The organism is Pseudomonas guariconensis, assembly GCF_040822035.1.
GTDB lineage: Bacteria > Pseudomonadota > Gammaproteobacteria > Pseudomonadales > Pseudomonadaceae > Aquipseudomonas > Aquipseudomonas guariconensis.
Map to the genome: position 1 here is coordinate 752,280 of NZ_CP162012.1, position 18,066 is coordinate 770,345.

At 63.1% G+C, this 18,066-nt stretch carries 16 protein-coding genes; 7 read left to right on the forward strand and 9 right to left on the reverse strand.

What is annotated here, in order from left to right; all coding sequences use genetic code 11:
- Positions 1–50: 50 nt before the first annotated feature.
- Together AB1N67_RS03375 and AB1N67_RS03380 are read right to left on the reverse strand one after the other, a co-directional pair.
- Positions 51–1,979 carry a methyl-accepting chemotaxis protein gene (locus AB1N67_RS03375; RefSeq protein ID WP_070576798.1) on the reverse strand — a complete coding sequence of 643 codons (1,929 nt, stop codon included), beginning with the start codon at positions 1,977–1,979 and terminating at the stop codon, positions 51–53.
- A gap of 288 nt (positions 1,980–2,267) precedes the next feature.
- Positions 2,268–3,152, reverse strand: coding sequence for a neutral zinc metallopeptidase (locus AB1N67_RS03380; RefSeq protein ID WP_090345142.1), 885 nt, complete (start codon positions 3,150–3,152; stop codon positions 2,268–2,270).
- Positions 3,153–3,351: 199 nt separating this feature from the next.
- Here AB1N67_RS03380 and pcaH point away from each other — a divergent pair, with 199 nt between their 5' ends.
- Both pcaH and pcaG read left to right on the forward strand, forming a co-directional pair.
- Positions 3,352–4,071, forward strand: a complete 720-nt coding sequence (pcaH, locus tag AB1N67_RS03385) for a protocatechuate 3,4-dioxygenase subunit beta (protein ID WP_367863530.1) — start codon at positions 3,352–3,354, stop codon at positions 4,069–4,071.
- A 10-nt stretch (positions 4,072–4,081) separates the two neighbouring features.
- Positions 4,082–4,687 carry a protocatechuate 3,4-dioxygenase subunit alpha gene (gene pcaG / locus AB1N67_RS03390; protein WP_324723130.1) on the forward strand — a complete coding sequence of 202 codons (606 nt, stop codon included), beginning with the start codon at positions 4,082–4,084 and terminating at the stop codon, positions 4,685–4,687.
- Positions 4,688–4,727: 40 nt separating this feature from the next.
- On the opposite strand, the gene trmA is transcribed toward pcaG, so the two are convergent.
- From trmA to AB1N67_RS03405, 3 genes are all read right to left on the reverse strand, one after another.
- Entirely contained in the window at positions 4,728–5,813 is a 1,086-nt protein-coding gene (gene trmA, locus AB1N67_RS03395) for a tRNA (uridine(54)-C5)-methyltransferase TrmA (protein ID WP_367863531.1), read from the reverse strand.
- On the reverse strand, positions 5,810–7,105 hold the full coding sequence (locus AB1N67_RS03400) for an NCS2 family permease (protein ID WP_043208412.1): 1,296 nt from the start codon (positions 7,103–7,105) through the stop codon (positions 5,810–5,812). Before AB1N67_RS03400 ends, trmA begins: the two co-directional genes overlap by 4 nt.
- Positions 7,106–7,374: 269 nt before the next feature.
- Positions 7,375–8,595, reverse strand: a complete 1,221-nt coding sequence (locus AB1N67_RS03405) for an MFS transporter (RefSeq protein WP_367863532.1) — start codon at positions 8,593–8,595, stop codon at positions 7,375–7,377.
- Positions 8,596–8,936: 341 nt separating this feature from the next.
- On the opposite strand from AB1N67_RS03405, the gene AB1N67_RS03410 reads away from it, so the two are divergent.
- The 3 genes from AB1N67_RS03410 to AB1N67_RS03420 are packed head-to-tail and all read left to right on the forward strand — an operon-like array spanning position 8,937 to position 11,536.
- On the forward strand, positions 8,937–10,373 hold the full coding sequence (locus tag AB1N67_RS03410) for a cytochrome ubiquinol oxidase subunit I (RefSeq protein WP_090345150.1): 1,437 nt from the start codon (positions 8,937–8,939) through the stop codon (positions 10,371–10,373).
- 3 nt (positions 10,374–10,376) lie between these two features.
- Positions 10,377–11,384, forward strand: a complete 1,008-nt coding sequence (gene cydB / locus AB1N67_RS03415) for a cytochrome d ubiquinol oxidase subunit II (protein WP_043208417.1) — start codon at positions 10,377–10,379, stop codon at positions 11,382–11,384.
- Between the two features lie 11 nt (positions 11,385–11,395).
- On the forward strand, positions 11,396–11,536 hold the full coding sequence (locus tag AB1N67_RS03420; protein WP_070576820.1) for a DUF2474 domain-containing protein: 141 nt from the start codon (positions 11,396–11,398) through the stop codon (positions 11,534–11,536).
- A 31-nt stretch (positions 11,537–11,567) separates the two neighbouring features.
- Here the strand turns inward: AB1N67_RS03420 and AB1N67_RS03425 are convergent, their stop codons facing one another.
- Positions 11,568–12,692 carry a methyltransferase gene (locus tag AB1N67_RS03425; RefSeq protein ID WP_367863533.1) on the reverse strand — a complete coding sequence of 375 codons (1,125 nt, stop codon included), beginning with the start codon at positions 12,690–12,692 and terminating at the stop codon, positions 11,568–11,570.
- A 169-nt stretch (positions 12,693–12,861) separates the two neighbouring features.
- Here AB1N67_RS03425 and AB1N67_RS03430 point away from each other — a divergent pair, with 169 nt between their 5' ends.
- Positions 12,862–13,638 (forward strand): ferredoxin--NADP reductase, encoded by a 777-nt coding sequence (locus AB1N67_RS03430; RefSeq protein WP_090345155.1) that lies wholly within the window; start codon positions 12,862–12,864, stop codon positions 13,636–13,638.
- Positions 13,639–13,719: 81 nt separating this feature from the next.
- Here the strand turns inward: AB1N67_RS03430 and mscL are convergent, their stop codons facing one another.
- Positions 13,720–14,130, reverse strand: a complete 411-nt coding sequence (mscL, locus tag AB1N67_RS03435; protein ID WP_043208423.1) for a large-conductance mechanosensitive channel protein MscL — start codon at positions 14,128–14,130, stop codon at positions 13,720–13,722.
- Between the two features lie 175 nt (positions 14,131–14,305).
- On the opposite strand from mscL, the gene radA reads away from it, so the two are divergent.
- Complete coding sequence (radA, locus tag AB1N67_RS03440; RefSeq protein WP_043208425.1) at positions 14,306–15,673, forward strand: DNA repair protein RadA; 1,368 nt, start codon at positions 14,306–14,308, stop codon at positions 15,671–15,673.
- 122 nt (positions 15,674–15,795) lie between these two features.
- Here radA and AB1N67_RS03445 read toward each other — a convergent pair whose 3' ends face one another.
- Together AB1N67_RS03445 and AB1N67_RS03450 are read right to left on the reverse strand one after the other, a co-directional pair.
- On the reverse strand, positions 15,796–17,313 hold the full coding sequence (locus AB1N67_RS03445) for a nucleobase:cation symporter-2 family protein (RefSeq protein ID WP_043208427.1): 1,518 nt from the start codon (positions 17,311–17,313) through the stop codon (positions 15,796–15,798).
- Positions 17,314–17,574: 261 nt separating this feature from the next.
- On the reverse strand, positions 17,575–17,940 hold the full coding sequence (locus tag AB1N67_RS03450; RefSeq protein WP_043208430.1) for a PilZ domain-containing protein: 366 nt from the start codon (positions 17,938–17,940) through the stop codon (positions 17,575–17,577).
- Positions 17,941–18,066: the final 126 nt, after the last annotated feature.

The following is an 18,066-nucleotide window of genomic DNA, read 5'->3' on the forward strand; positions in this document are numbered from 1 at the left end:
GCCTCTGTGGAAGTGGGCTCACCCGCGAAGAGGGCTCTATGAATCTCAGGTCAGACGCGGAACTGGCTGACCAGTGTCTGCAGATGTCCGCCCAGGCGCGCCAGCTCGACACTCGAGGCGGCGGTCTCGTCACTCGCGGTAGCGGTCTGCTCCGACACATCACGCACATTCAGGATGCTGCGGCTGATTTCTTCGGCCACGGCACTCTGCTGCTCGGCGGCGGCGGCGATCTGTTGGTTCATCGACTGAATGTTCGACACCGTACGGGTGATGTTCTCAAGCGAAGCGCCAGCCTTGCGCGCCAGCTCAACGCTGCTGTCGGTCAGGCTGCGGCTGTCGTTCATCACATCAGCCACCTGCTGGGTGCCATTTTGCAGGCTTGCCACCAGCCCTTCGATTTCCTCGGTGGACTGCTGGGTACGCTGGGCCAGGCCGCGGACTTCATCGGCGACCACCGCAAAACCGCGGCCGGCTTCCCCGGCGCGTGCGGCTTCGATGGCGGCGTTCAGCGCCAGCAGGTTGGTCTGCTCGGCCACCGATTTGATCACGTCCATGACGCTGCCGATCTTCTGGCTTTCCTGCTGCAGCAGGCTCATGGCTTCGGTGGAACGGTGCACTTCCGAGGCCAGGCGTTCGATCTGGTTGATCGCCTCGCCTACCACGCGATCACCTGCGCGGGCTTCTTGATCGGCGCCAGTCGCGGCATGGGAGGCTTGCTCGGCGTTGCGTGCCACTTCCTGTACGGTGGCCGCCATTTCGTGCATGGCGGTGGCCACCTGGTCGGTCTCGACTTTCTGGCTGTTGGCGCCGGCGCTGGTCTGCTCGGTCACCGCCGACAGTTCCTCGGCAGCGCTGGCGATTTGGGTGACGCCATCGCGGATACCGGTGATCAACTCGCGCAGGGTCGTGCCCATGCGCGCGATGCCTTGCTGCAGCGCGCCGAGTTCATCGCGGCGAGTGACACGCAGGTTCTGGGTCAGATCGCCATTGGCGATTTTTTCCACCACGTCCAAGGTCTCGCGCAGGGGGCGGGTGATCTGGCGGGTGATGAGGAATGCTGCCAGCACGCCGACCAGCAGGGCCAGCAAGGTGGCGATGGTCTGCAGGCTGCGGGCCTGGGCGCTTTCGCTGTCGCGACGGTCCAGTTGGATCTGGTACAGCTGGTCGCTGCGTTTGACGATATCGGCGCCTTCTACGGTCATTTCCGCACGGGCCACGCCGACTTCGGCGTTGGCATCGCGGAACTGACGCAGTGCATCGCGGTAGCCGCTCATGGCCGACTCGAACGCCTGGATTCGGGCGGTCTCCCCAGGCAGGTGGCGCTTGAGGTTGTCGATCTCCACCAAGGTTTTTTCAACCTGACGGGTGACGGTCTGTTCGGCATCGCTGGTGAGGTCCGCGATATAGCTGCGCACGTCCAGGCGCAGCTGGACGAGCTGTTCCTTGGCCTGGCTGATGGCCAGGAACTGCTGCAGGGTGGCTGTGTCGCCGGAAGTGCGCGCCAACGCGTCGCGGCTGACGGCCTCGATGGCGGCGAGCGCCTCGCTGGCCTGGCGGGCGTTCTGGTTCAGGGCTTCTCGCGCGGCGAGGCCGGTTTTGTAGGCCTTGCGCATCTTCTCCAGCGAGACCCGGTACTTGGCGATGGTCTCGCCCTGCTCGCGCAGCAGCTTGAGGTTTTCTGGGCTTTTGAAGGTATTGACCAGATGCTGTTGCTGGGCACCGAAAGCATCGAGCTTGTCCAGCACGTTGGCGGCCGAGGTGTCGTCGCCGTTGGTCAGCATGTACTGCAGGCGCGCCACGCGCAGGTTGGTCAGGTCACTGTTGAGCTTGGTGATGTCGCTCATCCAGTTGCTGCGGTCGATCAGGCTGCCCAGGCTGGTCCAGCCGGTCAGGGCCAGAAGGCCGGTCAGAAGCAGGACCAGGCCGAAGCCCAATCCGAGTTTGAGGTTGACGCTGATATTGGCAAACCAGCCGTTCATGGCACGCTCTCCAGAAAATTGATTTCGCTCGCTTGATCTCCAATCGCTGGGCATTGTTGTTATCGGCGCCCGCTGATTCATGCCAGGGGTTATCGGCAAGATCGAGCGAAGCTGAAACGCTTTTTCAGCAGATTTGTAACCTACTGAAAACGTTTGCGTTTTGGAGATGGCAGGCGGCGACGTCGCAGCCTATCGAAGGCTTTGGCAGCTTCTACAGCGGTGAAGATGGCTGGAAGTTCGTGGGAAAGGGCGAAGCCTGAGAGGGGGGCCGCAGCGCGGCCCTGTCTGTCAGAGGCTGCGTGAGCCGAAGGTATCGCAGCGGTTCACGTCCCCGCTGGAGAAGCCGGTCTTGAACCAGCGCACCCGCTGCTGCGAGGTGCCATGGGTGAAGGAGTCTGGCACCACACGGCCCTGGCCCTGCTGCTGGAGGCGGTCGTCGCCGATGGCGTTGGCGGCATTCAGGGCTTCTTCCACATCGCCAGGTTCGAGCCAGTTCAGGCGCTTTTGCGCCTGGTAGGCCCAGACGCCTGCCAGGCAGTCGGCCTGCAATTCCTGGCGCACCAGCAGGCCGTTGTCGCCTTCCATGCGTTGGCCGTTGCGCCGCGCCGCGTCGACCTTGGCCGAGACGCCCAGCAAGGTCTGCACGTGATGGCCGATCTCGTGGGCGATCACATAAGCCTGGGCGAAGTCACCGGCGGCGGCAAAACGGGTTTCCATCTCGCGGAAGAAGGTCATGTCCAGATACACCCGCTGGTCTGCCGGACAGTAGAACGGCCCGACCGCCGAGGAGGCGAAACCACAGGCGGAATTCACCTGGCCACTGAACAGCACCAGTTTGGGATCGCGGTACTGCTTGCCGGCCTGGGCGAACAAGGCCTTCCAGGTATCCTCGGTGTCGCCCAGGATCGAGGCGACGAACTCGGCCTGCTCGTCGTTGGCCGGTGGCGCCTTGCCACCCGCGCCCGACGGCGCCTGTTGCTGCTGCTCCATCTGGCCGGCGAGTTGGCCGAGGATCTGCAGCGGGTCTTGCCCTGTGATCCAGCCGATGCCGACGATCAGCAGGATGGCGCCCAGCCCCAGCCCTTTGCCACCGCCAAAACGCATGCCGCCGCCACCGCCTTCACCTCGGGCATCGACCACATTGTCGCTGCGTCGGCCTTTTCGCCATTCCATGTAATGTTCTCCGGAGCCTGAAACATGAGCACAAAGATTAGTTCAGGGCTGTTTCGGGTGTCAGCCAATCTGTAGATGCATAACCATTTGGTTATGTAAGGTCACTTTGTTTTCAATGTTCATGCCCGGTGACCTATCTGAAACTGCATGTCCACCTGCCACGCACAGGTGCACGACAATTCCAAGAGAGGAACACGGCATGCCCGCCCAGGACACCAGCCGCTTCGTGATCCGTGATCGCAACTGGCACCCCAAAGCCCTCACGCCTGACTACAAAACATCCGTGGCCCGCTCGCCACGCCAGGCGCTGGTCAGCATCCCGCAGTCGATCAGCGAAAGCACCGGGCCGGACTTTTCCCACCTGGGCTTCGGCCCTCACGACAACGATCTGTTGCTCAACTTCAACCACGGCGGTCTGCCGATCGGTGAGCGCATCATCGTCGCAGGCCGGGTGGTCGACCAGTATGGCCAGCCGGTGCCCAACACCTTGGTTGAGATGTGGCAAGCCAACGCCGGTGGCCGTTACCAGCACAAGAATGACCGCTACCTGGCGCCGCTGGACCCGAACTTCGGTGGTGTCGGCCGCAGCCTGACCGACCGTGACGGCTACTACAGTTTTCGCACCATCAAGCCAGGGCCTTATCCGTGGCGCAATGGCCCCAACGACTGGCGCCCGGCGCACATCCACGTGTCGGTCAGTGGCCCGTCGATCGCCACCCGCTTGATCACCCAGCTGTACTTCGAAGGCGACCCGCTGATCCCGCTGTGCCCGATCGTCAAGTCGATCGCCAACCCCGACGCGGTGCAGCGCCTGATCGCCAAGCTCGACATGAGCAACGCCAACCCCATGGACTGCCTGGCGTATCGCTTCGACATCGTGCTGCGCGGCCAGCGCAAGACCCACTTCGAAAACTGCTGAGGACCCCGTCATGCCTATCGAACTGCTGCCGGAAACCCCTTCTCAGACCGCCGGCCCCTATGTGCACATTGGCCTGGCCCTGGAAGCGGCCGGCAACCCTACCCGCGACCAGGAAATCTGGAATCGCCTGGCCAAGCCTGACGCGCCAGGTGAGCACATCCTGTTGTTCGGTCATGTGTACGACGGCAATGGGCACCTGGTGCGCGACTCGTTTCTGGAGTTCTGGCAGGCCGATGCCAACGGTGAATACCAGGACCAGTACCACCACGAGAACGCCTTCAACAGCTTTGGCCGTACCGCCACCACCTTCGATGCCGGTGAGTGGACCCTGCACACGGTCAAGCCAGGCGTGGTGAACAATGCCGCCGGGGTGCCCATGGCGCCGCACATCAACCTCAGCCTGTTCGCGCGGGGGATCAACATCCACCTGCACACCCGGTTGTATTTCGACGATGAGGCCCAGGCCAATGCCCAGTGCCCGGTGCTCAACCTGATCGAGCAGCCGCAACGGCGCGAGACGCTGATCGCTCGGCGTTGCGAGGTGGACGGGAAGACGGCGTATCGTTTCGATATCCGTATTCAGGGGGAAGGGGAGACGGTGTTCTTCGACTTCTGAGTGAACTCTGGGGCTGCAGTGCAGCCCCAGGCCCTGAAACTCAACGCCGAACCAGCAGTACGCCGCTTTCCATGTGGTGGGTGTAAGGGAACTGGTCGAACAGCGCGCAGCGCTCGATGCGGTGAGTGTCCTGCAACTGGGCGATGTTGGCTGCCAGCGTCTCGGGGTTGCACGAGATGTACAGGATCCGCTCGAAGCGGCGAGTCAGCTCGCAGGTGTCCGGGTCCATGCCGGCGCGCGGCGGGTCGACGAACACGGTGCCGAAGTCGTAGCTTTTCAGGTCGATGCCTTCAAGACGACGGAACGGGCGCACCTCGTTCAGTGCCTGGGTCAGCTCTTCGGCCGACAAGCGCACCAGGCGCACATTTTCCACGGCGTTCTCATCCAGGTTGCTCAGCGCGGCATTGACCGAGGTCTTGCTGATTTCGGTGGCCAGCACCTGGCGCACGCGGGTGGCCAGCGGCAGGGTGAAGTTGCCGTTGCCGCAATACAGCTCCAGCAGGTCATCGTCACGCTTGCCGATAGCCTCGTAAGCCCAGCTCAGCATCTTCTGGTTCACCGCGCCGTTGGGTTGGGTGAAAGCGCCTTCTGGCTGGCGATAGCTGAACACGCGGCCGGCCACGTTGAGTTTTTCCACGGCATAGTCGCGACCGATGACCAAGCGCTTGCCCTTGGAGCGGCCGATGATGCTGACGCCCAGATCCTCGGACAATTGCCGAGCAGCGACTTCCCAGGCGTCATCGAGCGGGCGGTGATAGCACATCGTGATCATGGCGTCGCCGGCCAACGTGGTGAGGAACTCCACTTGGAACAGTCGGTTGCCCAGTTCCTCGCTGGCCTGCCAGGCGGCCTTCAGGCGTGGCATCAATGCGTTGATCCGTTCGCTCGCGATGGGGAAGTCATCGATCAGGATCGCCTTGTGTTTTTCGCCTGGGGCGAACATCGCATAGTGGCGCTGGCCCTCTTCGCGCCACAGGCGAAACTCGGCGCGCAGGCGGTAGTGCTCGCGCGGCGAATCGAAGACGGCGGGCTCCGGCGCGCCGAACGGCGCCAATAGCTCACGCAGCCGGGCGACTTTGCCCTCGAGCTGCGTGGAATAGGCGGAAGGGTCGAAGACAGCACTCATGCGTTGAACCAGCCCAGCTTGATGACGAACAGGATGGAAAGGATCACCAATGCCGAGTTCAGGTCGCGGTAGCGACCGGAGATCAGCTTGATGGCGGTCCAGGCGATGAAGCCGAAGGCGATGCCGTTGGCGATGGAGTAGGTCAGCGGCATGGCCAGGGCGGTGACCACCACGGGCGCTGCTTCGGTGACGTCGTCCCAGTTTATTTCCGCCAGGCCCGAGGCCATCAGCACCGCGACGAACAGCAGCGCGGGGGCGGTGGCGAAGGCCGGTACGCTACCGGCCAGCGGCGCGAAGAACAACGCCAGCAGGAACAGGATGGCGACCACGATTGCGGTCAGGCCCGTGCGGCCACCGGCGCTCACGCCGGCCGCGGATTCGATGTAGCTGGTGGTGGTCGAGGTGCCCAGCAGCGAGCCGGCCATGGCGGCGGTGCTGTCGGCGATCAGGGCGCGACCCATTTTCGGCATGTGGCCGTCCTTGCCCATCAGGCCGGCGCGTTTGGCCACGCCGATCAATGTGCCGGAGTTGTCGAACAGGTCGACGAACAGGAAGGCGAAGATCACGCTGATCAGGCCGACGTCCAAGGCGCCCTTGATGTCCAGTTGCAGGAAGGTCGGGGCCAGCGATGGCGGCATGGACACCACGCCGCCGAAGGGCGTCACGCCCATCAGGATCGAGGCCAGGGTCACCGCCAGGATGCCGATCAGCACCGCGCCACGGACCTTCATGGCCTCAAGGGCCACGATCAGGAAGAAGCCCAGGGTCGCCAGGATCGGTGCAGGTTGCTTGAGGTCCCCCAGGCCCACCAGGGTGGCCGGGTTGTCCACGACGATGCCGGCGTTGTGCAGGGCGATCAGCGCCAGGAACAGGCCGATACCGGCAGCGATGGCCGAGCGCAGCGGCAGCGGGATGCTGTTCACGATCCATTCGCGGATGCGGAAGATCGACAACAGGAAGAACAGCACTGCCGAGAGGAAGACCGCGCCCAGCGCCACTTGCCAGGTGTGCCCCATGTGCAGGACCACGGTGTAGGTGAAGAACGCGTTCAGGCCCATGCCCGGTGCCAGGGCGATAGGGTAGTTGGCGATCAGGCCCATGGTCACCGAGCCGATGGCTGCGGCAAGGCAGGTGGCGACGAAGATCGCGCCCTTGTCCATGCCGGTCTCGCCGAGGATGCTCGGGTTGACGAACAGGATGTAGGCCATGGCCAGGAAGGTGGTGACGCCCGCGAGAATCTCGGTGCGCACGTTGGTGTTGTGTGCTTTTAGTTGAAACAGCCTGTCCAGCATGCCCGCTCCCCAAGGCGCCCCCGGCGCCGCGATTGAATCGTCCCCAATCAGCAAAGCACAGACCGTCGACGATGCCTGCATTTGTGTGGGGCACAAAAAAGCCGCGCATGATACCAGTATGGGGGGCGAGGGCCTATGGCCGGTGGGAAGGCCGCTGGCCGCGTTGGCCCGTTCGCGGGGGAGTCCGCTCCTAAAGAGGGCCTGCAGGGCCTTGAGACAGAAGCCGACGTAACCCGTGAGGGAGCGGGTTTACCCACGAATGGACCGTATCACTCACCGTGCAGCCTGTCGCGCTTGGCCAAGGTCGGGAACAGCTTCATCCAGGTGCCGGTCACCACCAGCGTGCCCACGCCACCGAGCACCACCGCCGGCACGGTACCGAACCAGTGGGCCGTCACGCCGGACTCGAACTCGCCGAGCTGGTTCGAGGCGCCAATGAACAGGCCGTTCACCGCGCTGACCCGGCCGCGCATCTCGTCCGGCGTCTCCAACTGCACGAAGGCGCCACGGATGACCATGCTGATCATGTCCGCCGCACCCAGTACCACCAGCACCGCGAGGGAGAACCAGAACGAGGTCGACAGGCCGAAGGCGATGGTGGCCACGCCGAACACGCCCACGGCGGTGAACATCGTCAGACCCACCTTGCGCTCCACCGGGAAGCGCGCCAGCCACAGTGACATCAGCAGCGCCCCCACCGCCGGCGCCGAGCGCAGCAGGCCCAGGCCCCAGGCGCCGGTGAGCAGGATGTCCTTGGCGAACACCGGCAGCAGGGCCGTGGCACCACCGAGCAGCACAGCGAACAGGTCCAGGGAGATCGCTCCGAAGATGTCCGGGCGGCTACGGATGAAGCGGATCCCAGCCAACAGGGACTCCAGGCTGGCGCGCCCACGTTGGGCCACTTGCTGGCGGGCATCGAGGCTCAAGGTCAGCAGGCAGGCGATGACGTAGAGCGCCACGGTCGGTCCGTACACCCAGATGCTGCCGAAGGCATAGAGAAAGCCACCCACGGCCGGAGCGACGATGGTCGCCGCCTGGGTTGCCGATGCCGATGCTGCCACGGCCCGCGGGAACAGCCCTGGCGGTACGACATTGGGCAGCAGGGCCTGGGTGGCCGGCATTTCGAAGGAGCGGGTGGCACCGAGCAGGAAGGCCAGCCCGAAGATCAGCTCACGGCTGACGTTGTCGGTGGCGCTGCCCACGGCCAGGGCCAATGCGATCAGCGCCTGCAGGCTTTGGCACAGGGCGGCGACACGGCGCCGGTCATAGCGGTCGGCGACGTGGCCGGTATGCAGCATGAACAGCACCCGCGGGGCGAATTCCACCAGGCCGACCAAGCCCAAGTCCAGCACATTGCCGGTCAACTGGTAGAGGTGCCAGCCAATGGCCACGGTGAGCATCTGAAAGCCGCTGGCGGTGAACACACGGGCCAGCCAGAACGCCAAAAAGGGGCGATGCTGGCGGAGCAGAAGCGGGGTGGGGTCGGACATCGGTGAGCCTTGGCCTCGGTACGTGGAGGCGCTGCAGGGTATCACCTGTTTGTAACAAATGGTTGCTGTTTGCCGGGGCAGACAGCTTTTTCACACCCCTTCAAGACGGTGGGACAACCGGTCACGCGGCAATCAACCGCACGGCTCGCCTGTGTATTCGGGTCTATGCTTCCCAACAATCGTTGATTTGGGTCAATCGTTCCAAATGCAACGATCCGGCCATCGGCCGCAATCCCTGCGATCGAACAGAACAATTCCAAGACAGCGCACTCGATAACCGTGGGGGCAGTGGGCGTCAGGGCCACGAGCCCGGACGCCGGATTACCTGAAGAGGAAGCACTATGTTCGGTTTAGAGGCCTTGGAGCTCGCCCGAATCCAGTTTGCGTTTACCGTGTCCTTTCACATCCTGTTCCCGGCCATCACCATTGGCCTGGCGAGCTACCTGGCGGTTCTGGAGGGCCTTTGGCTCAGGACCGGCAACAACACCTACCGCGACCTTTACCACTTCTGGTCCAAGATCTTTGCCGTCAACTTCGGCATGGGCGTGGTCTCAGGCCTGGTCATGGCGTATCAGTTCGGCACCAACTGGAGCCGCTTCTCCGACTTCGCCGGCTCCATCACCGGCCCTCTGCTGACCTACGAAGTGCTCACTGCCTTCTTCCTCGAGGCGGGCTTCTTGGGTGTCATGCTGTTTGGCTGGAACCGTGTCGGCCGTGGCCTGCACTTTTTCTCCACGGTCATGGTGGCGCTCGGGACCCTGGTCTCGACCTTCTGGATCCTGGCGTCCAACAGCTGGATGCAGACGCCACAGGGCCACGAGATCATCGATGGCCGGGTGGTCCCGGTGGACTGGCTGGCGGTGATCTTCAACCCGTCCTTCCCCTTCCGCCTGATGCACATGGCCACTGCCGCGTTCGTCTCCACGGCCTTCTTCGTCGGTGCCTCGGCTGCCTGGCACCTGCTGCGCGGGCGTGACAATCCGGCTGTACGCAAGATGCTGTCGATGGCCATGTGGATGGCGCTGATCGTTGCGCCGATCCAGGCGGTGATCGGTGACTTCCATGGCTTGAATACCCTCAAGCATCAGCCGGTGAAGATCGCCGCCATCGAGGGTCACTGGGAGAACAAGCCTGGCGAGCCGACACCGTTGATCCTGTTCGGCATCCCGGACATGAAGGCCGAGACCACCCACTTCAAGATCGAGATCCCGGCACTGGGCAGCCTGATCCTCACCCATAGTCTGGACAAGCAAGTCCCGGCGATGAAGGAGTTCCCGCCCGAAGACCGCCCCAATTCGACCATCGTGTTCTGGTCGTTCCGGATCATGGTCGGACTGGGCCTTCTGATGATCGCCGTCGGTTTCTGGAGCCTGTGGCTGCGCAAGCGCGGCACGCTGTACAGCTCGCGTCCCTTCCTGCACATGGTGTTGTGGATGGGGCCTTCGGGTCTGATCGCCTTGCTGGCGGGCTGGTTCACCACTGAAATCGGCCGCCAACCCTGGGTGGTCTACGGCCTGATGCGCACCGCCGATGGGGTTTCCAACCACAGCTACGGCCAGTTGGGCCTGACGCTGGTGATCTTCGTGGTTGTCTACTTCGCGTTGTTCGGCACCGGCCTGGGCTACATGATGCGTCTGGTGCGCAAAGGGCCGAAGACTGGCGAGGGTGACGAGCACAATCCTGGCGGGCCTGGCCAGAAACGTACGCCGGCGCGGCCGCTGTCCGCCGCCGATGAAGGCCATCCGGCCGATTCCGCCAGTCTGAGCAAGGGGAACTGAGCCATGGGTATCGACCTTCCGTTGATCTGGGCCGTGATCATCATCTTCGGCGTGATGATGTATGTAGTGATGGACGGCTTCGACCTGGGGATCGGCATGCTCTTCCCCTTCGTCAAGGCAGAGCGTGACCGGGATGTGATGATGAACACCGTTGCCCCCGTGTGGGACGGCAACGAGACCTGGCTGGTGCTGGGTGGGGCGGGGCTGTTCGGTGCCTTCCCGATGGCCTACTCGGTGGTGCTCGAAGCGCTGTACCTGCCGTTGATCCTGATGCTGGTTGGGTTGATCTTCCGGGGCGTGGCGTTCGAGTTCCGCTTCAAGGCCACGGCGCACAAGCGTCATCTTTGGGACAAGGCGTTCATCTGGGGCTCGCTGGTGGCGACCTTCTTCCAGGGCGTGGCCCTGGGCGCTTTCATCGAAGGCTTCAAGGTGGTCGATCGTCACTATGCGGGCGGGGCCTTCGACTGGTTGACCCCATTCAGTCTGTTCTCTGGGCTGGGGCTGATCGTCGCCTATAGCTTGCTCGGCTGCACCTGGCTGATCATGAAGACCGAAGGACCGTTGCAAGAGCAGATGCACACGCTGGGCAAGCCCCTGGCGCTGGTGTTGCTGGCGGTGATCGGCATCGTCAGCCTGTGGACACCGCTGGCTTACCCGCAGATCGCCGACCGCTGGTTCAGCATGCCCAACCTGATTTGGTTCATGCCGGTGCCGATCCTGGTCTTGGTGACCTTCTACGGCCTGTTGCGGGCGGTGGCGCGCAATGCGCATTACACCCCGTTCCTGCTGACCTTGGTGCTGATCTTCCTGGGTTACAGCGGCCTTGGCATCAGCTTGTGGCCGAACATCATCCCGCCGTCGATTTCCATCTGGGATGCCGCGGCACCACCGCAAAGCCAGGGCTTCATGCTGGTGGGGACGCTGTTCATCCTGCCATTCATCCTGGGCTACACCTTCTGGAGCTACTACGTGTTCCGCGGCAAGGTGACCCATGACCAGGGCTATCACTAGGAGGTCGGGCAATGATGGCTGAACAGAAGAAGCCCTTGTGGCAACGCCTGGGCTGGCTGTTGCTGATCTGGGCGGGCAGCGTGGCCGCCCTCGGTGTGGTGGCCTGGCTGATGCGGATGTTCATGAGTGCGGCTGGATTGAGTACCCACTGAACCCTGGGGCCGCAAGGCGGCCCCAATCAGGTTACTTGCGTGCCTTGAGGATCACGAACTTGGGGGTCGCCGCCACTTGCTCCACCCCTCTGAACAACCGCCCCAGCTTGCTGTGATAGCCCAGGTGGCGGTTGCCGACGATGTACAGCGCCCCTCCTACCACCAACGCTTCACGGGCCTGCTGGAACATGCGCCAGGCTAGAAAGTCCCCGACCACCTGTTGCTGATGGAACGGCGGGTTGCACAGCACCACGTCCAGCGACTGTTTTTCCTGCCCCGCCAGACCGTCGGCGGCGCGGATTTCCGCGTCCCGCCCACCCAGCGCCGCCTGCCAATTCTCACGGGCAGACTGCACAGCCATGTACGACTCGTCCACCAGCGTGTAATGGGCCTCGGGATTGGCCAGGGCACTGGCGATCGCAAGCACGCCATTGCCGCAGCCAAGGTCCGCGACCCGCGCCTGCCCCAGGTTGCGCGGCAGGTGTGGAAGGAAGGCGCGCGTGCCGATGTCCAGCCCTTCGCGGCAGAAAACATTGGCGTGGTTGATCAGCTCCAGGGCCGGCGCATCCAGGCGATAACGGGTGGGATAGGGTGAGCGGGCGAGCGGGCGCTCGGCAACGGTGGCGGTCAGCAGCCGGGCTTTTTTCTGGGCCAGCGATGCCTGGACCGGGCCGATGTACTTTTCCATCAGGTCACCTGCCGCTCGCGGCAGGTGCTTGATCATGGCGCCCGCGATCACCTCCGCGCCGGGGGCCAGGTGGCCTTGCAGGCGGATCAGTTGCTCCTCGAGCAGGGCCAGGGTCTTGGGTACCCGCACCAGGACCCGGTCGAACATGCCTTGCCAGGCCTCGCTGGCGGGAATGAAGGGCACGCTGTCGAAGGGCTTGCCGTTGCGCACCAGGTTCTTCTCCAGCGCCAGGCGGCCCAGGTGGGAATCGCCGCTGCTGACTACCGGCAAACGGCCTGCCAGGGTGGCGGCCAGCGCGCCGAAGCTGTCGTTGAGCACCAGTACCCGGCAATCGGCGGCAGGCGCCTGGCTGGCCAGGTGCTCCAGCAGGTACTGGTCGGCGGCGTCGAAGGCCTGCAAGGGGTCGTTGGCCTGCTCAGGCTGGCGGATGAGGTCGAGTTCGGCGAAAGGGCTGGTCAGCAGGGGCATGGCGTAGGGCTCGGGTACCAATCTGCTCGACGCAGGCCACGTCGAGCTTCAAAGGCGCGATTCTACAGGGCTTTGTCGTCCGCTTGTACGATGGAGGCCCTACAAACCATCGGTGTTCATCCCTGGCGCTTTGCGCGACACTGGGCGCACCTGCTCGATGGAGTCCGTCATGACCGCCAGCGCCGACAAGTTCACCCGCCAGACACTGCTTGACGTTCAGCCGCTTACCCCCAGCCTGTTCACGCTGAGGGTCACTCGCGATCCTGGATTTCGCTTCCGCTCCGGGCAGTTCGCCCGACTGGGCGTGACCAAGGCCGACGGCAGTGTGGTGTGGCGGGCGTACTCGATGGTCAGCGCACCTCATGACGAGCATCTGGACTTTTTCTCCATCGTCGTGCCAGGAGGAGAGTTCACCAGCGAGTTGAGCCGTCTGGGGGAGGGCGACACCTTGTTGATCGACCGCCAGGCCTTCGGTTACCTGACCCTCGACCGCTTCGTTGGCGGTCGCGACCTGTGGTTGCTGGCGACCGGCACTGGTATCGCGCCGTTCATGTCGATCCTGCAAGACTTCGAGGCCTGGGAGCGTTTCGAGCACATCAAGCTGGTGTACTCGGTGCGTGAAGCGAAGGAGCTGGCCTACCTGGATCTGATCGCAGGCCTCGAGCAACGGGAGTATCTTGCCGAGTTCGCGGGCAAGTTGCAGTTCATCCCTGTGGTCACTCGTGAGGCGTACCCCGGGGCGCTGAATGCGCGGATCACCACGCTGATCGAAAACGGTGAGCTGGAAAGGGCGGCGGGCTTGGCGCTGTCGCCGGAGCATTCGCGGATCATGCTGTGCGGCAACCCGCAGATGATCGATGACACGCGCAAGGCTCTGAAAGCACGGGACCTGCAGTTGAGCCTGAGCAAGCGGCCGGGGCAGGTGGCCGTGGAGAATTACTGGTAGTTGGAAGCGTCAAGCTGCAAGGTTCAAGCTGCAAGTGAGTGTGGAATCCACCCTGTTCGCTTGCAGCTTGCAGCTTGCAGCTTACTGCCGGTTCTGCGCCTTGAGCAGGTCGCGGATCTCGGTCAGCAGAGTTTCCTCGGCGCTCGGCACGGGCGGTGCGCTCGGCGCCGCGGCTTCTTCGCGCTTGAGGCGGTTGATCGCCTTGACGCCCATGAAGATGGCGAAGGCAACGATCAGGAAGTCGATCACCGTCTGGATGAACTTGCCATACGCCAGCACTACCGCCGGCACGTCACCTTCGGCCGCCTTGAGGGTGACGGCCAGGTCGCTGAAGTCCACGCCGCCAATCAACAGACCCAGCGGTGGCATGACCACGTCGCCGACGAAGGACGATACGATCTTGCCAAAGGCCGCTCCGATGATGATACCGACTGCCATGTCGACGACATTTCCCTTGACCGCGAAGGCCTTGAATTCACTGAGCATGCCCATGGTTTATTCCTTGTAACAAATGGAGAGGTAATCGCAGTGTAAGCCAGCAATGCGCTTCATGCGTTGCATCGCGATTACAGACTTCGCTTAGAGCGAATAGTTTTGTCGCCTCCCGGCGCATTCGAGACACGTCCGGCTCGGCTATCATGGCGATTTTTTCCAGGAGACTGAGCCCATGGCCAAGGCCAAGCGCTTGTATGGCTGCACTGAGTGCGGCGCAACCTTTCCCAAATGGGCTGGCCAATGCGGCGAATGCGGGGCCTGGAACACACTGGTCGAGACCATGATCGAAAGCGGTGGCGCCGCAGCCCCGGCCGGGCGTACCGGCTGGGCCGGGCAGCAGGCGCAGATCAAGACCCTGGCCGAAGTCAGCGTCGAGGAGATCCCACGCTTCACCACCAGCAGCACCGAGCTTGACCGAGTGCTGGGCGGGGGCCTGGTGGATGGCTCGGTAGTGCTCATCGGCGGCGATCCGGGCATCGGCAAGTCGACCATCCTTCTGCAGACCCTGTGCAACATCGCCACCCGCATGCCGGCCCTGTACGTCACCGGGGAGGAATCCCAGCAGCAGGTAGCCATGCGTTCGCGTCGCCTGGGGTTGCCCCAGGAGCAGCTCAAGGTGATGACCGAGACTTGTATCGAGACGATCATCGCCACCGCACGGGTGGAAAAACCCCGGGTCATGGTCATCGACTCGATCCAGACCATCTTCACCGAACAGTTGCAGTCAGCCCCCGGCGGCGTTGCCCAGGTGCGCGAAAGCACGGCCTTGCTGGTGCGCTATGCCAAGCAAAGCGGTACGGCAATCTTCCTGGTGGGCCATGTCACCAAGGAAGGCTCGCTCGCCGGCCCGAGGGTGCTGGAGCACATGGTCGATACCGTGCTGTATTTCGAGGGCGAATCCGATGGCCGACTGCGTCTGCTGCGGGCGGTGAAGAACCGCTTCGGCGCGGTCAACGAACTGGGCGTGTTCGGCATGACCGACCGTGGGCTCAAGGAGGTCTCCAACCCGTCGGCGATCTTCCTCAACCGCACCCAGGAGGAAGTTCCGGGCAGCGTGGTGATGGCGACCTGGGAGGGCACCCGGCCGATGCTGGTGGAAGTCCAGGCGCTGGTGGACGACAGCCACCTGGCCAACCCACGGCGGGTCACCCTGGGCCTGGACCAGAACCGCCTGGCCATGTTGCTGGCGGTCCTGCATCGACACGGCGGGATTCCCACCCATGACCAGGACGTGTTCCTCAACGTAGTGGGTGGGGTGAAGGTGCTGGAGACGGCTTCTGACCTGGCGTTGCTCGCGGCAGTGATGTCCAGCCTGCGCAACCGCCCGCTGGCCCATGGGCTGCTGGTGTTCGGCGAGATCGGCCTGTCTGGCGAAGTGCGTCCGGTACCCAGCGGCCAAGAGCGCCTCAAGGAGGCGGCCAAGCATGGCTTCAAGCGCGCCATCGTGCCCAAGGGCAATGCGCCGAAGGAGGCGCCGGCGGGCTTGCAGGTCATTGCCGTGACGCGCCTGGAGCAGGCGCTGGATGCATTGTTCGAGTGACATCGCGGCGGCCCTATCGCGGGTTTACCCGCGAAGAGCACACCGCGACATCGGGCCTGTTCGCAAAGAAAAAGGGGAGCCGACGATGCGCATCGGCTCCCCTCGACCACCTCGGCGGGCGATCAGTGCTCGGCTAACGCTTTGCGCCGGGGCGCCTCGTTGCCATGTTCATCGAGCTCCATCACAGGCACTTCGTTGCCGTCGGCGTCGAACAGCTTACCGTCTTTAAAGTAGTCGCCATCACGCAGGCAGGAGATGTCAGAGTACTGGATGGTGCGTTCGTAAGCGGCGGCGAATACCGACTGCTGGTCCGAGTTGCCGGTCTTGAGGTGGTTGAACAGCAGGTTCAGCAAGATCGCCATGATCGCCGCGGAGCTGATGCCGGAGTGGAAGATGGTTTCGAACCAGCTCGGGAAGTTGTGGTAGAAGGTCGGCGCAGCGATCGGGATCATGCCGAAGCCCAGGGAGGCAGCGACGATGATCAGGTTGACGTTGTTCTTGTAGCTGACTGTCGACAGGGTGCGGATGCCGCTGGCTGCCACGGTGCCGAACAATACGATGCCGGCGCCGCCCAGGACTGGGGTCGGTACCGCAGCGATGATGCGGCCCATGATTGGCAGCAGGCCCAATATCACCAGGATGACGCCACCGGTAGCCACCACATAGCGGCTCTTGACCCCGGTCACGGCTACCAGGCCGACGTTCTGGGCGAAGGCGCTCTGGGTGAAGGAGCCGAAGATAGGCGCCAGGATGCTCGAGGCCATGTCGGCGCGCAGGCCATTGCCCAGACGCTTGGAGTCGACCTTGGTGTCGATGATCTCACCCACGGCGAGGATGTCTGCCGAGGTTTCCACCAGGGTCACCATGATCACGATGCACATCGACAGGATCGCGGCGATGTGGAAGGTCGGCATGCCGAAGTGGAACGGGGTGGGGAAGGCGAAGATCGGACCTTCGGTGACTTTGCTGAAGTCGGTCATGCCCAGCGACCAGGCAATCAGGGTGCCGATGACCATGGCCAGCAGGATCGACAGGCGCGAGATGGTCGCGCTGCCCAGCTTGCTCAGCACCAGGACGATGGCGAAGGTCAGTGCTGCCAAGCCGATGTTGGCCACGCTGCCGAACTCCGGCGAGGCACTGTTGCCGCCCATGACCCAGCGTGCGGCGACGGGCATCAGGGTCAGGCCGATGGTGGTGATGACGATGCCGGTCACCAGCGGAGGGAAGAACTTGGTGATGCGCGAGAACACCGGCGTGATCAGGAAGCCGATGAACGACGCCGCCATGACCGCACCGAGTACACCTGGAAGACCGCCGCCGTCCTGGCTGCTGAGAATGGCGCCCATGGTTGCCACGCCGGCGAACGAAACCCCTTGCACCAGCGGTAGCTGACAGCCGAAGAACGGCAGGCCCAGGGTCTGCAGCAAGGTCGCCAGACCGCCTGCGAATAACGATGCGGCGATCAGGATACCGATTTCCGCAGGTGCCAGGCCTGCGGCCTGTCCGAGAATCAGGGGTACGGCAACGATGCCCCCATACATGGTCAATACGTGTTGCAGACCATAAGCCAAGTTGGCACCAAGCCCGAGATTTTCGTCTTCGGGACGTTTGGTGGGAGACGTGCTAGGGGACGTAGTCATGGAGCAGGCTCACTTGTTTATTGTTGTGCCGCTACTGTAGACAATTCTTACAACCAAATACCATATGAATTGTATACAAGATTTTGATCGGAGCACGGACGCAGGTAACCGCCACGTGCGCTACAAGTGAATGCAGGTTGTGTTCCAAAGTGTCAGAGGCGGTGCTAGAGGGGTGTGTACATCCTGTCCACCAGCCGACAGAAAGCTGTCTGGGTAGACAGGAAACACATTGAGGCTAGAACGTTAGCAGGCTAAGAGATATCAATATTCGATGAGTTCGCGCAGCTCGCGCATCATTTCGGTGCCGTCGGCCACGTTCAGCTCCACAAGACGGTGCAAATGCGTCATCGAGTCGATATCGATATACAGGCAGACGAAGCCCAGGCGGGTGGGTTCTTCGTGGCGCAATTCGACCTGCATGCTCACGTGATTTTTCGGGTCGAGGTGGATGATGGCGTCGAAATCCTGGGTCAGATCCGCATCCCAGGGTTCTGGCCTTTCGATCAACAGGCCCTTCAGCGAGAGATCGAGCAGCTTTACCGGCCAGCGTTTGAGGCCCTGGCGCAGTTCGGTGGGGGCGTCGAAATCTATGCGCAGGAAACGGCGGCGTTCGTCGTGTTCGCTCATGGGGCAGGCCCTCCGGGGGTACTTCCTGACTATAGTTGATTGTGTATGTCCTACCGGTACCTGAATCGGGCCGCAAAGGCTCTAGACCAAAGCAAGTGTGGCAATGCGCGATGACACGCCCTAGAC

Excerpts from the sequence above, each read along its gene's own strand:
- AB1N67_RS03375 (WP_070576798.1), bottom strand. The coding sequence starts at position 1,979 with ATGAACGGCTGGTTTGCCAATATCAGCGTCAACCTCAAACTCGGATTG.
- AB1N67_RS03380 (WP_090345142.1), bottom strand. The coding sequence starts at position 3,152 with ATGGAATGGCGAAAAGGCCGACGCAGCGACAATGTGGTCGATGCCCGA.
- pcaH (WP_367863530.1), top strand. The coding sequence starts at position 3,352 with ATGCCCGCCCAGGACACCAGCCGCTTCGTGATCCGTGATCGCAACTGG.
- pcaG (WP_324723130.1), top strand. The coding sequence starts at position 4,082 with ATGCCTATCGAACTGCTGCCGGAAACCCCTTCTCAGACCGCCGGCCCC.
- trmA (WP_367863531.1), bottom strand. The coding sequence starts at position 5,813 with ATGAGTGCTGTCTTCGACCCTTCCGCCTATTCCACGCAGCTCGAGGGC.
- AB1N67_RS03400 (WP_043208412.1), bottom strand. The coding sequence starts at position 7,105 with ATGCTGGACAGGCTGTTTCAACTAAAAGCACACAACACCAACGTGCGC.
- AB1N67_RS03405 (WP_367863532.1), bottom strand. The coding sequence starts at position 8,595 with ATGTCCGACCCCACCCCGCTTCTGCTCCGCCAGCATCGCCCCTTTTTG.
- AB1N67_RS03410 (WP_090345150.1), top strand. The coding sequence starts at position 8,937 with ATGTTCGGTTTAGAGGCCTTGGAGCTCGCCCGAATCCAGTTTGCGTTT.
- cydB (WP_043208417.1), top strand. The coding sequence starts at position 10,377 with ATGGGTATCGACCTTCCGTTGATCTGGGCCGTGATCATCATCTTCGGC.
- AB1N67_RS03420 (WP_070576820.1), top strand. The coding sequence starts at position 11,396 with ATGATGGCTGAACAGAAGAAGCCCTTGTGGCAACGCCTGGGCTGGCTG.
- AB1N67_RS03425 (WP_367863533.1), bottom strand. The coding sequence starts at position 12,692 with ATGCCCCTGCTGACCAGCCCTTTCGCCGAACTCGACCTCATCCGCCAG.
- AB1N67_RS03430 (WP_090345155.1), top strand. The coding sequence starts at position 12,862 with ATGACCGCCAGCGCCGACAAGTTCACCCGCCAGACACTGCTTGACGTT.
- mscL (WP_043208423.1), bottom strand. The coding sequence starts at position 14,130 with ATGGGCATGCTCAGTGAATTCAAGGCCTTCGCGGTCAAGGGAAATGTC.
- radA (WP_043208425.1), top strand. The coding sequence starts at position 14,306 with ATGGCCAAGGCCAAGCGCTTGTATGGCTGCACTGAGTGCGGCGCAACC.
- AB1N67_RS03445 (WP_043208427.1), bottom strand. The coding sequence starts at position 17,313 with ATGACTACGTCCCCTAGCACGTCTCCCACCAAACGTCCCGAAGACGAA.
- AB1N67_RS03450 (WP_043208430.1), bottom strand. The coding sequence starts at position 17,940 with ATGAGCGAACACGACGAACGCCGCCGTTTCCTGCGCATAGATTTCGAC.